Annotated in this window: 17 protein-coding genes; 6 read left to right on the top strand and 11 right to left on the bottom strand. The window is 41.6% G+C overall.

The window, feature by feature from the left end; translation table 11 throughout:
• Nucleotides 1-15: 15 nt before the first annotated feature.
• The 3 genes from V7L07_RS14675 to psbQ all read right to left on the bottom strand — a co-directional run bounded on the left by V7L07_RS14675 (nucleotide 16) and on the right by psbQ (nucleotide 2731).
• Nucleotides 16-867, bottom strand: a complete 852-nt coding sequence (locus V7L07_RS14675; protein WP_292844947.1) for an alpha/beta fold hydrolase — start codon at nucleotides 865-867, stop codon at nucleotides 16-18.
• A gap of 188 nt (nucleotides 868-1055) precedes the next feature.
• Complete coding sequence (locus tag V7L07_RS14670; RefSeq protein WP_335058936.1) at nucleotides 1056-2168, bottom strand: NAD(P)/FAD-dependent oxidoreductase; 1113 nt, start codon at nucleotides 2166-2168, stop codon at nucleotides 1056-1058.
• 101 nt (nucleotides 2169-2269) lie between these two features.
• Nucleotides 2270-2731, bottom strand: coding sequence for a photosystem II protein PsbQ (gene psbQ / locus V7L07_RS14665; RefSeq protein WP_335058934.1), 462 nt, complete (start codon nucleotides 2729-2731; stop codon nucleotides 2270-2272).
• A gap of 470 nt (nucleotides 2732-3201) precedes the next feature.
• Here psbQ and V7L07_RS14660 point away from each other — a divergent pair, with 470 nt between their 5' ends.
• On the top strand, nucleotides 3202-3630 hold the full coding sequence (locus V7L07_RS14660) for a hypothetical protein (protein ID WP_335058932.1): 429 nt from the start codon (nucleotides 3202-3204) through the stop codon (nucleotides 3628-3630).
• Between the two features lie 356 nt (nucleotides 3631-3986).
• Complete coding sequence (locus V7L07_RS14655; protein WP_335058930.1) at nucleotides 3987-5423, top strand: carotenoid oxygenase family protein; 1437 nt, start codon at nucleotides 3987-3989, stop codon at nucleotides 5421-5423.
• A gap of 159 nt (nucleotides 5424-5582) precedes the next feature.
• On the opposite strand, the gene V7L07_RS14650 is transcribed toward V7L07_RS14655, so the two are convergent.
• The gene (locus V7L07_RS14650; protein ID WP_335058928.1) at nucleotides 5583-6017 is read right to left on the bottom strand and encodes a hypothetical protein; all 435 of its coding nucleotides are present in this window, start codon (nucleotides 6015-6017) and stop codon (nucleotides 5583-5585) included.
• Nucleotides 6014-6715, bottom strand: coding sequence for a DUF433 domain-containing protein (locus tag V7L07_RS14645; RefSeq protein ID WP_335058926.1), 702 nt, complete (start codon nucleotides 6713-6715; stop codon nucleotides 6014-6016). The genes V7L07_RS14650 and V7L07_RS14645 overlap by 4 nt, the downstream gene beginning before the upstream one ends.
• A 282-nt stretch (nucleotides 6716-6997) precedes the next feature.
• Between V7L07_RS14645 and V7L07_RS14640 the strand changes: the two genes are divergently transcribed.
• A complete protein-coding gene (locus V7L07_RS14640; RefSeq protein WP_335058924.1) occupies nucleotides 6998-7480 on the top strand; it encodes a hypothetical protein in 483 nt (160 codons plus the stop codon).
• Nucleotides 7481-7636: 156 nt separating this feature from the next.
• Nucleotides 7637-8494 carry a lysophospholipid acyltransferase family protein gene (locus tag V7L07_RS14635; protein ID WP_335058922.1) on the top strand — a complete coding sequence of 286 codons (858 nt, stop codon included), beginning with the start codon at nucleotides 7637-7639 and terminating at the stop codon, nucleotides 8492-8494.
• Between the two features lie 41 nt (nucleotides 8495-8535).
• Here the strand turns inward: V7L07_RS14635 and V7L07_RS14630 are convergent, their stop codons facing one another.
• The 4 genes from V7L07_RS14630 to V7L07_RS14615 form a co-directional block, all read right to left on the bottom strand.
• A complete protein-coding gene (locus V7L07_RS14630) occupies nucleotides 8536-8796 on the bottom strand; it encodes a MoaD/ThiS family protein (protein ID WP_229483813.1) in 261 nt (86 codons plus the stop codon).
• A 215-nt stretch (nucleotides 8797-9011) separates the two neighbouring features.
• Nucleotides 9012-9302, bottom strand: a complete 291-nt coding sequence (gatC, locus tag V7L07_RS14625; RefSeq protein ID WP_334709367.1) for an Asp-tRNA(Asn)/Glu-tRNA(Gln) amidotransferase subunit GatC — start codon at nucleotides 9300-9302, stop codon at nucleotides 9012-9014.
• A gap of 68 nt (nucleotides 9303-9370) precedes the next feature.
• Nucleotides 9371-9892 (bottom strand): photosystem I assembly protein Ycf3, encoded by a 522-nt coding sequence (locus V7L07_RS14620; protein ID WP_179064807.1) that lies wholly within the window; start codon nucleotides 9890-9892, stop codon nucleotides 9371-9373.
• 205 nt (nucleotides 9893-10097) lie between these two features.
• Nucleotides 10098-10799 carry an SOS response-associated peptidase gene (locus V7L07_RS14615; RefSeq protein ID WP_335058920.1) on the bottom strand — a complete coding sequence of 234 codons (702 nt, stop codon included), beginning with the start codon at nucleotides 10797-10799 and terminating at the stop codon, nucleotides 10098-10100.
• A 198-nt stretch (nucleotides 10800-10997) separates the two neighbouring features.
• On the opposite strand from V7L07_RS14615, the gene V7L07_RS14610 reads away from it, so the two are divergent.
• On the top strand, nucleotides 10998-11609 hold the full coding sequence (locus V7L07_RS14610) for a glutathione S-transferase family protein (protein WP_335058918.1): 612 nt from the start codon (nucleotides 10998-11000) through the stop codon (nucleotides 11607-11609).
• A 123-nt stretch (nucleotides 11610-11732) separates the two neighbouring features.
• Here the strand turns inward: V7L07_RS14610 and V7L07_RS14605 are convergent, their stop codons facing one another.
• A complete protein-coding gene (locus V7L07_RS14605; protein WP_335058916.1) occupies nucleotides 11733-11960 on the bottom strand; it encodes a DUF167 domain-containing protein in 228 nt (75 codons plus the stop codon).
• On the bottom strand, nucleotides 11938-12354 hold the full coding sequence (locus V7L07_RS14600; RefSeq protein ID WP_335058913.1) for a ribosomal maturation YjgA family protein: 417 nt from the start codon (nucleotides 12352-12354) through the stop codon (nucleotides 11938-11940). The genes V7L07_RS14605 and V7L07_RS14600 overlap by 23 nt, the downstream gene beginning before the upstream one ends.
• Before the next feature lie 497 nt (nucleotides 12355-12851).
• On the opposite strand from V7L07_RS14600, the gene V7L07_RS14595 reads away from it, so the two are divergent.
• Entirely contained in the window at nucleotides 12852-13844 is a 993-nt protein-coding gene (locus tag V7L07_RS14595) for an ABC transporter substrate-binding protein (protein ID WP_335058911.1), read from the top strand.
• Nucleotides 13845-13846 lie beyond the last annotated feature (2 nt).

Raw genomic sequence — 13846 nt, 5'->3', positions numbered from 1 at the left:
GCCAAAGCTATATTCTCAATGAGCATCTTTACGACGCACAAAGGGTAAAAGGTCTTCCAAAATCGCCTCGTGGTAGTGTTCTTGAGGATAATGTCCGACGTTATTAAGTTTTATTAATTCGGTATTTGGTACGGAATTGGCAAAGTTTTCGGCAATATCTACAGGTAGCCAAGGGTCAATCATACCCCATTGAATCAGAATTGGCTGTTGCCATTCTTTAAAGCCAGATTGTATTTCTGTCATGGCGGAATCAAGCTGTAAGTTGCGAATACTTGACAAGAGACTTCGACCAGATGAAGAACTTTTTAAAAATGGTTTTCGATAAACATCTAAATCTTTATCTCCTATGCGATAACGGCTTCCACCTTCTAGGGTTCGGTCAACTAATAGAGGGTCTTGGGTCATGACCTCACCAGCCAAAGGTAAACCCATTTGTTTAATTTTCCAGGGTAATTTAGCAGCAGTTGAAATTGGTGTATTTAAAATAGCTAAATTAGCAATTTGTTCTGGATGACGCAAGGCATATTGTAGCCCTACAGAACCTAAAAAACCTTGGACAACTAAAGAAAAATGTTCAAGTTCTAAAGCTTTAATAAATCCTTCTAAAGCTGTGATAAAAGCATCGGGAGTGTAAGCAAAATCTCGTTTTTCTGGTTTGGCAGAAAAGCCGTAACCAATCCAATCTGGGGCGATCGCTCTTGTCCCCTGATTCGCCAAAGCAGGTATAATATGACGCCAACTGTAACTTTGTGAAACTAGGCCATGTAACAGCAACACAGGCGCTAAGTCACTTCTGCCGATTGGTAAAGATTCCCGATAAAACCATTCCAGTGAATCTACATTGATTTTATGTTCTTTTATTGACACGTTATTTTCCTATATTAGGGATTGGGTACTGGGGACTGGGGATTGGGTACTGGGTATTGATAAGAAGAATTCAGTCCCTAGTCCTTAGTCCCAGTCCCTAGTCCCCAGTCTCTAGTCCCCAGTCCCTAGTCCCCAGTCCCTAGTCCCTAGTCCCTAGTCCCCAGTCCCCAGTCCCCAGTCCCTAGTCCCTAGTCCCCAATCCCCAACCCCTGAGAAATAATCATCTCACGAATCGCATAAGCTGTAGCGGGTGCTAGTAAAACGCCGTTGCGATAGTGTCCAGTAGCTAGGAGGACGTTACTAAACCCTGGCAACTTACCAATAACTGGGGCTGGTCTTCCTTCAGGACGAGGACGTAAGCCTGACCAGGTGCGGAGAATAGTTGCTGTGGCTAATTCTGGACAAAATGCGATCGCTTGTTCTCTAACAGATTCCAGCAGTTCTTGATTTGGCGGTATATCATCGCCATTGCTGGGAAATTCCACTGTTGCGCCTATCCAATAATCTCCACCGCCCACAGGAACAATATGGACATCGTTACCCGTTATCGCTGGCTGGAAGTCGGGATTACCTAATGGATGACCTACACGTACTTGCAACGCTTGTCCAAGTACGGGGCGGATATCAATTATCTGATTTAATTTTGCTGTCAGTGGTGTTGAACCTAACCCTGCTGCAATTACAAACCAATCAGCAACTATTTTTCCTTCTGTAGTTTCAAAGCAATCGCAAAGTTCAGGTATTGAGATTGGGGCATCCAAAACAGTTACGCCAAATTTGAAAGTTACACCATTTTGCTGGGCAGCCTCAACTAAAGCTAATGTCAGGGCAGTTGGATCGATCTGACGATCTTGAGGAGAATAGACAGCACCAGTAATTTTTGCGTTATTAATTTGAGGACAGATATTCTGGAGTTTAGCCGTGTCCCAAATTTCTAAATTCCAGCCTTGAGAATGGCGAATTTCTACTAGTTTTTCCCATACTGACATCTCCTCTAGGGAGGAATCAGACAAAAGCATGAGAATTCCCTGACGATTAAAAGGAATTTTGCGACCTATTAAAGCTTCTAGTTCAGGAATCAAGGTTTCATAGCGTTGGATGCTAGTTTGGCGCATCTGCCAAGCCTTACCCTTGATTTTTTGGCTGATTGCGCCCATTAAAACGCCAAGTGCAGCGCCCGTGGAAGCTTGTGCTGGTGGTTGGCGATCGCAAACTGTGATTTTCAGTCCTTTTACTAGACTCAATTCGTAAGCGATCGCAGCCCCGACTACACCACAACCGATAATAACTATATGACTCATTACTGTTTGGAAGCGGAGATGGGAGAGATGCGGGATATGAGGGAACAGGGGAGCAATTTTACTCGCACTCCCTCATCCCCTTAGATCATCTTACATTGCGCTTAACTTGCCTCTGTGCTGGTCTTAGGAAGCAGGTCGAGGAATTTGTCAATGTCTGTGAAAGCAGCCTGGGATTGGTTCAAGGCAACTAGAGGATTGCCAGCACTAGTAGCTTTATCGAGTTTAACCAGGTCTTTAAAAAAATCTCGCGTTATTTGACGTGCTGTGGGTTGGTCTTTGGGTAGAAGGTTGGGAGTGACATAAGTCAGATTCAGCTTTGCTTCTGTTATGGGCCCATGTATAAAGTTACGCACATTGATCCAATCACCTTGTTTTATTAGAGTTTTCAACTCTTCTGAGCGATCGCGCACAGCCTTAATTTCAGGAACATAGGCCTGAATTTTTTCCAGTTGTACTGCTGTGTAAGTCGGAGGTGCGATCGCAACACCAGGACTACCACAACTAATCAGAAATGTGGCTAATAATACTAGAAAAAACGAAAAAATCGAGCGTTGACGCACCATATATTCAACTTAATTGCTTTTGGTTTACCGATTCACAGTGTCATTTTAGATCGCTAGCGCAATAATTTATCGTTCTCGTCAGCCAAGGATTTTGCACAAAATCTTGATATTTTCTCTAAAGGGCAGAGTTCCAATACTGCTTGCTTCGTGGATTTTTAACTCGGAATTGGGTTTAGGGTAAAGGTTAAAGGTTTTTTCTTTCCCTTTTCCCCTTCCCCGACAAGTATTGGGCAAAGTTCCATCTGCTTTTGAAGAATTTTTAAGTACAATTACTTAATAGGTGTTAGCCAGCCCCAACCAGAAGCAATTTTTGGCTTCTGTTAGTAACGAAAATTGTTAGGAAAATATGATTTAGAGTTGCTAAATCTCAAAGCTATTGATAAGCTGAAACACCAATCATATAAGCCTTCTGGCGGTTTTTCTGTCTTCACATCCTTGAAGATGCCGACGCAATATAGGAGTGTTTTTTAGTGAACGCAGCTGAACAGGCAACGAACCTTGAACTCGCCAGCAACATAGCTACGGTAGTTAATTTGTTCAAATTCGAGTTTCCTGATGCCAAATCCGATCTCAAACCCTGGAAAAATGACCCAGAAACTAGGGAGTTAGTCGATCCAGATTCTATAGATATTGGCTTTCACTTTCCTGGTATTAGCAAATCTTGGCGAAGTCGTAGTATTTTAATTCAAATCCGATTTTATCAAGATCCGATCAACAATTCCCGCCGTGCGATCGGCGTAGAGGTAGCTGGATTTGATCATCGCGGTGAAGCGTGGCGACTTTCTACGGTAGAAAACTGGAATGTTGTTGGCGTATCTTCGCCTTCTGGTGAAATTGCGGATAAGCTCAAACAAATTTGCCGACAGATTTTAGAAGTTTTTAATAAACCAAGTGAATGAATTGGGCAATGTTGCATCTGGGTATAAAATTGCTCAGAAAGCTCTCAATCACTTCACCCGGATTTCTCACCACATCTCAATAATTAAATAAGTAATGAGTAATGAATCTTACTTTTTACTTCTTACTTCGCCTGTGAGGGGAGCAGGAGAGAGTTCAATCTGCCAAGTTCAATCCCTTCTCTCATGCGTGAGAAATGCGGGTTCAGTTTAGTTGTTTGGGGGGATTGCCAACGGTATCCGTATCCCGGCTCAATATCTAGTACTAGCTGAAACCGCTACTTTTGAAATCGAAGACAAAAGTTTGTGCGTCAGAATAAAACTATGTACATCCATAATGTATCTAGCAATATTTTAAGATGCAGACTATTACCAAAAAGTCAACAAATAAATCTTGGGCTGGTGCGATCGCAGAACCAGCAAAAGAATTTCCCCTTACCCAACTATCAATTATTTCTGGCAAAATCCCAGATGGCTTACGTGGGACACTTTACCGCAATGGCCCCGGACGGCTAGAACGTGGTGGCGATCGCGTGGGACACTGGTTTGATGGAGATGGAGCAATTCTTGGCGTTCATTTCACAGATGCAGGAGTCACTGGAGTCTATCGCTATGTGCAAACAGCAGAATATCAGGCTGAAACTCAAGCGCATAGGTTTCTTTATGGTGTCTATGGGATGCATCCGCCAGGACCCATCTGGAAGCGCTGGGGTCAACATATCAAGAATGCAGCAAATACCTCAGTGTTGGCTTTACCTGATAAATTGTTAGCTTTATGGGAAGAAACCAATCCATACAGCCTTGATTTGCAAACTTTAGAAACCAAAGGATTGGATGATTTAGGTGCTTTGGACAACGGATTACCTTATTCGGCTCATTACAAGCGTGATTCCCAAACAGGTGAAATTTTTAATTTTGGAATCAGTATCGGCAGTTCTGTACAACTGAACCTCTACAAAAGTGATGCCACAGGCAAAATTATCCAAAAAACTGCTTTTAAGCTAGATCGCTACTCGATAATACATGATTTTGTTTTGACTCAAAGGTATCTGGTGTTTTTCATGCCACCGATGCGGATGAAAACACTGTCAGTTCTCCTTGGTTTGACTACCTTCAGTGAATCTCTGTTGTGGGAACCTCAGTTAGGAACCCAGGTGTTAATCTTCGACCGAGAAAACTTATCCTTAGTGAGTCGTAGTGAAACTGATCCTTGGTTTAATTGGCATTTTGGCAATGGCTATGAAGATGAAGACGGTTCTATAATTCTGGATCTGGTGAGATATGCAGATTTTCACCAAACTAATGAATATCTCAGAGAATTTGCCAGTGGTGAGACGCACACAGTAACTAAAGGAACATTATGGCAAGTGCGCCTCAATCCTCAAACAGGTAAAGTTACAGCAATGCAGGAAGTTGTCAACCGCAAGTGTGAATTTCCCGCAGTGCAGCGATCGCAAGTTGGACAACCTTGGCGCTATACTTATGTATCATTAATGCCCCAAAGAGGGGATACAGACAAAGAATCCTTTGGTGCGATCGCTCGCTTCGACTACAAAACCGAAACCCTCACCGAAGCAGACTTAGGAGAAAACCGCTATCCTTCAGAACCCATCCACGCCCAAGATGCCCACAACCCTGAGCAAGGCTGGGTACTAACAGTTGTATACGATGGTAATACTCATAGTAGTGAAGTTTGGGTATTTGATAGCGATCGCCTGAATGCAGAACCCGTTTGCAAACTAGGATTACCTAGCGTTATTCCCCACAGTTTCCACGGCACTTGGAACCCAGCTTGACAATTCAAAATTCACAAAAAGCCAAAAAGCCCACGAAAAACCTAACCCCCTTCCTGACGCTTTAAGCTACGGTTATGGGATACTCATCTATAGCTAGCGATCAACACTAGCTATAGCAGAAATGGGGGACGGAGGGTAAGAGCAATCGCAACGATAATTTTATAAAAATCTCTTCAATTCTTCTATTAGTATCTGGTCATTTTTCCACATAGAAACCTTTCTATCTCGATAGATTTTGGCGATGAAGGGAGCAGGATGCTTGCGAATAAATCTTTGCATCGATCCGATCGCTTTTAAAAAAATCTCTGCCATCTCTTCCCCTGTAAGGTTTTGAGAGGCAAACGTAAATAACTTGATTTGAGCGCTTGCAACAGCAATTCTTTCTAAACAGTTATTAATGATTGCGCTATCTTTGGTCAGAACAACCCAGTCTCTTTTGCCAACTTCTGGCAACCAAGCTACATCTTGAGCATTATCGTCAAAGTGGTCATGATGAACTTCAATAGTAAGTCCTGCACCCTTAAGTGTTGAAATAATGACTCTACAACATAGGCATCGATCTATAAAAAAAGTGATGGACTGGGGTTGTCTCATGCAGCAACGAACTTCTCGCAACGAATAGCTTCTTCAACTGCGAGGCGATCGCAGTTGTAATCATGGGCAAGATAATCAATTGAGTCACCTGCTTGATAACGTTCTGCTAACACGCGGGTAGCAATTCCTGTCCCAGCAATAACAAGGCGACCAAAAGCGATTCGGGAGTCCATGACGACGAATCGAGGGTTATCTTCTTCTGATGAGCGAGTAAAGGGATAAAGTTTAATTGCAAGCCCAGTATCATCAGGTTCAATTCTCTGAAGATGGGCATTCAAAGCGTCTTTCATTTCTGTTTGCCCACGTTTAGAGGCATTAACGAGAGAACCATATCGCTCGATGAATAGGTCAACACCATCAGTACGAAAGCGTTCACCTGCTAAGGGGTGAGATACTTGAAACTGCTCCTCGATAAAATCAAGAGCATCTCGCACCTTGCCCAGGTCAATTTCGTGATGTTTGCGAATCGCTCTTAATACGTGAACTTCAATTAGGTTGGTAAATGAGAGAAGTCGCGGTTTGAGGTTACGAATTGGGATAAGGGGTTTGAAGAAGTTGGAACCTTTTGTGATCGGATAGTGCCGCCCAGCTGTCCAAGAGCGAATTGTGCCTGCTGGAATGTGTAAGTAACGAGCGGCATCACTAATGGAGTAGGTCGGAATACCTCTAGGGTCAATTCCTCCGTAAAGCTCGGTCATAAGCGTGCCTGCCAGAGATGTCTATTTTTATTATCGCAAATACCAATATATATCGATATTAGCAAGGCTTAACTTATTGAGAAATTCTTTTTCTTAGTGAAGCGATAGCTCTTGACTCTCCCTAATCTATTGGATAACTAGATGGGGTAAATTGATCTTTAGATTTTTACTCTCACGTCAAAACAAGCTGAGGTTTTTCATATTCCGTGAAAAGTTAGGATAATTGCTAAGTGTAAAAACGTAGTATCCTACATATTGCTATCTAAAAATAAGTCCAAAATCATGAGGAGAAACCCCATAGCATTACTACTTAGCGGAGTGATTGTCAGTTTTGGACTGTCATCATTGTTAGCTCAAGCACAACAACAGGTTTCTGATGCCCAAGTTGCGGCGATGGTAGAGGCGTTGCGACTAGCTGCACCAAAGACCGGCACTTCAAATGATGGACTTTATAGTGAATGGCAAGTTAAACCAGAAACTCTTAAAGGCTGGTCGAAATCTTGTCTCAAAAAAGAACTAACACCAACGCAGTTTGAAAACAGCCCTGTGACGGCACGCCAAGTTGTATCTTGCATCACGCGCCGGGAGTTAAACAAGCAATTTATCGCTACCAATAATAATGAAACTGCTGCTGTGCGCGGCGTTGGCTGTTGGTGGATGACTGGCAACTACACAGGTTGCAATAGCGGATTTACTGCTACATATCTTCAAAAAGTTGTGGGTTTTTACCAGCAGCAGCGCTCAAAACCAGCAACTACTCCATAGACATCACTAAATTAATTGCCCCGCGTAATTAAGGAAAACCAACTTCTACGCATCTACGTTGACTTTAATAACAGAGTTTTAGCCTTAACCCAAGGGGATTGAGTTATATCTCACAAAGGATTGTTTGAACTTTGCCAATGCTGTTAGAATGCATCGATGTCAAAAAAGCAACATTTCTTAAACAAAAAGCCCGGCTGGTCTTTGGATGAGCGAGATCCAAAGTTCATAGAATCTCTGATGCCCGTGTTTGGCTTTTTCTATCACCACTATTTTCGAGTTCAAACTAGTGGCTGGGATAATATTCCCCCCCAAGAAAAAGTTCTATTTGTCGGTTCGCACAATGGGGGACTTGCAGCACCCGACATGGCAATGGTGATGTATGACTGGTTCCGACGATTTGGTGTAGAGCAACCTGTTTATGGTTTGATGCATCCCAAGGCTTGGCAGGTTAGCACACCACTAGCGCAACTGGCCGCCAAGGCTGGAGCAATCATCGCCCATCCGAAAATGGCTTATACTGCCTTACACTCTGGAGCTAGTGTACTAGTTTATCCCGGTGGAGCCGAAGATGTCTTCCGACCGTATTATTTACGTAACAAAATCTATTTTGCAGGACGGCAAGGATTTATCAAGTTAGCATTACGGGAAAATGTGCCGATTGTGCCTGTGATTTCCTGGGGCGCTCACGATACACTGATTGTAATCGCTGACTGCTACAAAGTTATGCGGCAACTCCACGAGTGGGGGATGCCTTGGCTGTTGGGGATTGACCCAGAAGTTTTTCCGATCTATCTTGGACTACCTTGGGGATTAGCAATTGGCCCGCTGCCCAATATTCCCTTACCAGTGCCCATGTACACACAGGTTTGTCCGCCAATTGTATTTAAACGTTACGGTCGAGAGGCAGCTAGCGATCGCTATTATGTCAATGAATGTTATGAATTAGTTGTTAGTCAGATGCAGCAAGAGTTAGACCGCCTAGTGGAGCTAACTGCTAATGCCAATTCTCTTTGAGTAGTTATCAGTTAGAGAACTCATAACTCATAACTGTTTTCCTAACCACCGCTAACTGGTGGAATCAGCACAACTTCATCCCCATCTTGTAGTAGTGTATCTGGTTCGACAAATATCAGATTAATCCCAAACCGAGTTATATCGCGCCATTGGGAGAGTTCAGGGTGTTCAGCTATGAGGCGATCGCATACTGCTTTAACTGGCATACTATTAGGAAATTCCAGCACTAACTCTGAAACCCTAAAGGCTTCTTGATAAGCAGCAAACAACTTGACGGTAACGGTGATTGCAGATTTAGACATAGAACATACTTTGGCAGTACGAGCAAGTTTTTCAATACTCGACAAGCACCCTGAACTCTTGAGGTTAATTATACATTACTAACTGCATGATTTTATTTTTGAATTGTTAAATCATGTCCAGTTCAGTCCTGCTTGAGCCAAAATTAACCCACGCATAACGGCGTGGGATTGAAGCAAGACCGATAATTAATTGTTCCCCTTTTCCTCTTCCATGACTATTCAGCATTGAGGATTTTTGGTACTTTGAAAAATTCGCCTTCCTGTTCAGGCGCACCATTGAGAATACTTTGTCTGTCAGGATAAGGTTGCAATTCATCCTCTCGTGTGATGTTACTGACATCAATTGCCCTTGTTGTTGGGGCCACATCAGTGACATCAAGTTCATTCAGTTGTTCAATATAGTCCAGAATACTTCCCAACTGAGTAGTGAATTGTTCTTCTTCTTGTGGAGTCAATTCTAAACGAGCAAGATTAGCTACCTTGTGAACTTGTTCTTGGTCAATCATATTTTTTAGTGGGGAGTAGGGAGTGGAGAGTTAGGAGTGGATGATTTATAATTCCTAACTCATCACTTTTAGAAGAATACGTCAATTTGCGATCGCCCGGTGGTTTTCAGCCAGTTTTGGGCTTCGATGTAGTTATTGGGAGCCATGCGAATAGCGCGAATCCAATAGTCTGCGGCTTGGTCAAAAAGTGCTTCGCCAGCCTCGTTATCTCCAGCTTCTTTTTCTTTTTCGCCTTGGTAGTGATAAATCACGGCGATGTTATTCAAAGCTTGGGGTAGGCGTGGGTTTAATTCAATTGCCTTGTGATATAGTTCTAAAGCCTTTTCGTGGTCGCCATTGCTGGCATAGATTAGCCCCATATTGTAGAAAATATAGCCGCGATCGTTGGTATCTTCCTCTAGTGTTAGAGCTTCTTCATAGTATTCCAATGCCTCAGCATATTCCCCTTCCGCCTGGGCCGACATACCATCTCGATAATAAACAAACGCTTCTTTAGCTTTTTTGTTAGTTGGCAGGATCTTCAAAATGATATCCGCCATCACTGTAAAGGATTTGTCAACAAAATTATCGTTTTTTTGTGTTCTTGGCATATTTGTCTCTGGGTATTGCGTATTGGGGATTAGGGACTGGGTATTGGGGACTTGGGGATTAGGGATTTGAGAAGAAAGATTATTACTTCAACCTCAGAACTTCAGCCTCAGAACTCGTGAACTTCAGCTTCAGAACATAAAGTGTCAAGCCTAAAACTTCCCAATCCCCAGTCCCCAGTCCCCAATTCCATAGTTCACTCAATAGCTAATTTAACTGATTTGCGGGGGCATTCTCCTGACTGAGAGGTACGATACATTCTGAACTATTATGCCGAGAGTTGTTTACCAAGGTGCTAACTGGATATGCAGTCATTACTGGCGCTGGATAGGGACGCAATAGCTGCTGTAGGGTTTGGGGCGTTTGCACTTGGGAATCTAGCCATAAATCGTAATCTTGTGGCTCCAGAATCACTGGCATCCGCTCATGAATGGGTTGGAGTAATTCGTTAGCTGCCGTTGTCAAAATTGTACAAGAGATTATTTCTTCGTTAGCAGGGGTTTTCCATCTCTCCCACAAACCGGCAAAGCCGAAGGGTTGCCCATCTTGGAGACGAAAATAAAATGGCTGCTTCTTACCTGGTTGGCGTTGCCACTCATAAAAGCCATCAGCTAGCACTAAACAGCGTCTATGCTTAAAAGCCGAGCGAAAAGCGGGTTTTTCGGCAACAGTTTCAGCCCTCGCGTTAATCAGCTTTGCCCCCATTCCCGCATCTTTCGCCCATGACGGAATTAACCCCCAATGCAACTGCTTAAATTCCCGCTTTTCGCTTTCGGGATTTTGTAACACTGTTGCCACCATTTTCGTAGGTGCGATGTTATATTCGGCTGCTAAATCTGGAACTGACTCCACATGGAAAACTTGAGATAATCCTGCTGCCGACTGGTTTAGCGTAAATCTTCCACACATACTTTTATTCTCGACCACTGACTAAATTAAACATCTCAATCTAGAAATAAATAATACTTTTTTTATTTTCTCAAATAATTTTATGTAGTACGTTCAGATGCTAAATACAAAAAAAATATCCGGTTTTGGGAAAATCTTTTGGTAAGATATTGTATTTTGAACCTTCACTTATCAGCATTTTCCTAACTGTATTTTAACATGGAACTACTGCGTCTGTACGATTTTTTACCTTCTGGCAATGCTTACAAGATACGTCTTTTATTGACACAACTAGGTATGCCTTTTGAGAGGATAGAGCTTAATATCTTGAAAGGTGATACTCGCACACCAGAATTTTTAAGTAAAAATCCCAATGGGAAGATACCTGTTTTAGAAATCGAGCCAGGGAAATATTTGGCAGAATCAAATGCCATATTGGTGTATCTGAGTGAAGGCACAGAATTTTTACCTTATGACCGCTTTTTACGAGCGCAAGTGCTGCAATGGTTATGTTTTGAACAATATAGTCATGAGCCTTTTATTGCTACATCAAGATTTTGGATTTCTATTTTAGGTAAAACTGAAGAATATAGTGAAGCTATCAAGCAAAAACGTAAACCAGGTTATACAGCACTTAACTTGATGGACAAACACTTAAGTTCTCACACTTTTTTTGTAGGAGAGCGCTACACAATTGCTGATATTGCCTTATTCGCTTACACTCATGTAGCTGATGAAGGCGGGTTTGATTTGACACAATTTCCTGCTATCCAAGCTTGGATAGAAAGAGTCAAAGCTCAACCAAGACATATCAGTATTACACAAGCATAAAAATTCGGTTTTGCGAGTTTCTGTCTCTCGTTTCTTGGCCCTAGTAGAGGATTTACTAGGTGAGATGTAGCCTCACATTTAGGAGGAGGTAAAGTCTTCCAAAAATGTGTTATTAAGCAGCAGTTAAGTATCTGTATCAATTTCTATCAGCTTTTGCCGAGAAGACAAACCTGACTTAATTCTGATATGAGATTTAGGTATATCAAATTTATCTGCTAGTAGTTTAATTAACTCTTCATTAGCCTTACCATCGACTGGGGGCGATTTTAAATACACAGTTAGACTACCATCAGGTTGTTCTTCAATCTTTTGCTGTTTTGAATTAGGCTTAACCTTGATTCTTTTTTGCATAACCTATTTTGTATAATTGTCGCAGCCACAACCAACCTAAAACAGAACCAAGTAAATAATGAGGAAAATCCCACCAAACAAAGGTTGTACCAAGTAACAATTTACCTATCAAGGTGGCGCGAATTTCCTCTAATAGTGGCGGATGCCAAAGTTGCAAGAATTCTAGTATACAGGTGATGACAAAAACCCATATAGGAATTTGGATTACAGCCGCTCGATTTCTGAAAAACCAAAACGCGAACAGACACCAAAATATTTCGTAAAAGACAGCCGCTCCGTAGTCGTTAAACCAGTGATGAGCAGCCCCATTATAGTACTTAAACAAAAAGCCCATCGGTACAACGATGAGTACAGAAATAATAATAAATATTGTTTGGTTACGATGTCGAAGCATTTTCTATAGGCTAGAGACTAAGCAAAATTTTAACAGCCCGAACAACTAGAAGTCTCGACGACACAAACTTAGGTATACCTTTACTCTTAAGCAACGCTTAGGTGGATGTAAATTTTAGTCTATAATTCCTCTTTGTCTGTTTTCTCTGTGCCTATTATCTCTAAAAGTAATTTATTTAACCGCAGAGGTACAGAGAAGGCTGAGAAAAAACCAAATATTTTACGAACTTCTTAACACACCTTGTTTTTTGCTTCTGACTGTGTGATACTTTCGTTTAAATTCACAAAATACTGTATCCCTATTAACTTACAGTATTTATAAAAATATTATGCAGTTGGAAATAATTATAAATTGCGTATACTAGGCGCTCATGTTGCCCACCCCGCAAGAGTTATGTTTAATTAAATTATGCAAATTAGATGTTTTTTAGCTGATTACTCAGGAATGTTAAATGCAAGAACGAAGTTTATTAAAGCAGCTACAAGAGGCATAAAATAATGAAATTCAAGCAATTTCAGTCTTGGAGTTTATTAGTTGGATTAGCACTGCTAACCTTTGTATTTGTGGCTTGCACTTCTGGGAATCAAATAGCTTCAAAAGTTCCAAAAAAAGTAACAATTGCCTATCAACCAGGAATTAACTATGCAAATTTACTAATTGTCAAACAGCAACAAATTTTAGAACAGCAATTTCCACAGACAAAGTTTGAATGGAAAGAATTATCGAATGGTGCAGCGATTCGGGATGGAATTCTTGCAAATCAACTACAAGTTGGTGCAGGTGGCGTTGGGCCATTTCTTGTTGGTTGGGATAAAGGTGTAGGATGGAAAATTTTAGCTTCACTTAATCATAGTGAGTTTTGGTTAGTCGTCAAGAACTCGAACATAAAAAGTTTAAAAGATTTTAAGCCAGGAATGAAAATTGGCTTACCATCTCCTGATTCTCTTCAAGCAATTGTACTACGTCGGGCAGCGCAAAAAGAATTAGGTAATGCTACAGCCCTAGATCAGAATATACAATCTATCGCTCACCCGTTAGGGTTGCAATCTCTATTGAATGGTCAAATTGATGCACACTTTACAACGCCACCTTTCCAATTTCAAGAAGTTGAAAAAGGTGGTAGAGTGATTCTCAAGAGTTCTGATGTTTTTGGTAAGATTAGTGCTGCCAGCATCTTTACTACGGAGAAATTCTACAATCAATATCCTGAATTTGGGAAAGCTTTGTACACTGCGATCGCAGATGCTACTAAACTCTTGAATGACAAACCTGATGAAGCGGCAAAAATTCTCTCACAGATAGATGGTGCTAAAATCTCAGCAGAGCAATATAAAAAGTGGATTACCGATCAGGCTGTAGAATACGGTCTTGAGCCAAGAGCCTTCCTAAAATATGGAGAATTTATGCATGAAATAGGTATGCTAAATCAGCAGCCTAAATCAATTGATGAATTAATTTTACCGACGCTTAAAGGCGTTGGAGGAGATTGAAT

Origin of the sequence: Nostoc sp. (assembly GCF_036916985.1) — a bacterium.
In the GTDB taxonomy this organism is placed as follows: domain Bacteria; phylum Cyanobacteriota; class Cyanobacteriia; order Cyanobacteriales; family Nostocaceae; genus Nostoc.
Note: the sequence above shows the minus strand (reverse complement) of the source record. Positions and strands in the feature narration are given on the sequence as shown.

Coding starts and splice junctions, on each gene's coding strand:
- V7L07_RS14610 (WP_335058918.1), top strand. CDS start 10,998: ATGGAACTACTGCGTCTGTACGATTTTTTACCTTCTGGCAATGCTTAC.
- V7L07_RS14650 (WP_335058928.1), bottom strand. CDS start 6,017: ATGAGACAACCCCAGTCCATCACTTTTTTTATAGATCGATGCCTATGT.
- V7L07_RS14595 (WP_335058911.1), top strand. CDS start 12,852: ATGAAATTCAAGCAATTTCAGTCTTGGAGTTTATTAGTTGGATTAGCA.
- V7L07_RS14630 (WP_229483813.1), bottom strand. CDS start 8,796: ATGTCTAAATCTGCAATCACCGTTACCGTCAAGTTGTTTGCTGCTTAT.
- V7L07_RS14645 (WP_335058926.1), bottom strand. CDS start 6,715: ATGACCGAGCTTTACGGAGGAATTGACCCTAGAGGTATTCCGACCTAC.
- V7L07_RS14655 (WP_335058930.1), top strand. CDS start 3,987: ATGCAGACTATTACCAAAAAGTCAACAAATAAATCTTGGGCTGGTGCG.
- V7L07_RS14620 (WP_179064807.1), bottom strand. CDS start 9,892: ATGCCAAGAACACAAAAAAACGATAATTTTGTTGACAAATCCTTTACA.
- gatC (WP_334709367.1), bottom strand. CDS start 9,302: ATGATTGACCAAGAACAAGTTCACAAGGTAGCTAATCTTGCTCGTTTA.
- V7L07_RS14600 (WP_335058913.1), bottom strand. CDS start 12,354: ATGCTTCGACATCGTAACCAAACAATATTTATTATTATTTCTGTACTC.
- psbQ (WP_335058934.1), bottom strand. CDS start 2,731: ATGGTGCGTCAACGCTCGATTTTTTCGTTTTTTCTAGTATTATTAGCC.
- V7L07_RS14615 (WP_335058920.1), bottom strand. CDS start 10,799: ATGTGTGGAAGATTTACGCTAAACCAGTCGGCAGCAGGATTATCTCAA.
- V7L07_RS14640 (WP_335058924.1), top strand. CDS start 6,998: ATGAGGAGAAACCCCATAGCATTACTACTTAGCGGAGTGATTGTCAGT.
- V7L07_RS14605 (WP_335058916.1), bottom strand. CDS start 11,960: ATGCAAAAAAGAATCAAGGTTAAGCCTAATTCAAAACAGCAAAAGATT.
- V7L07_RS14635 (WP_335058922.1), top strand. CDS start 7,637: ATGTCAAAAAAGCAACATTTCTTAAACAAAAAGCCCGGCTGGTCTTTG.
- V7L07_RS14670 (WP_335058936.1), bottom strand. CDS start 2,168: ATGAGTCATATAGTTATTATCGGTTGTGGTGTAGTCGGGGCTGCGATC.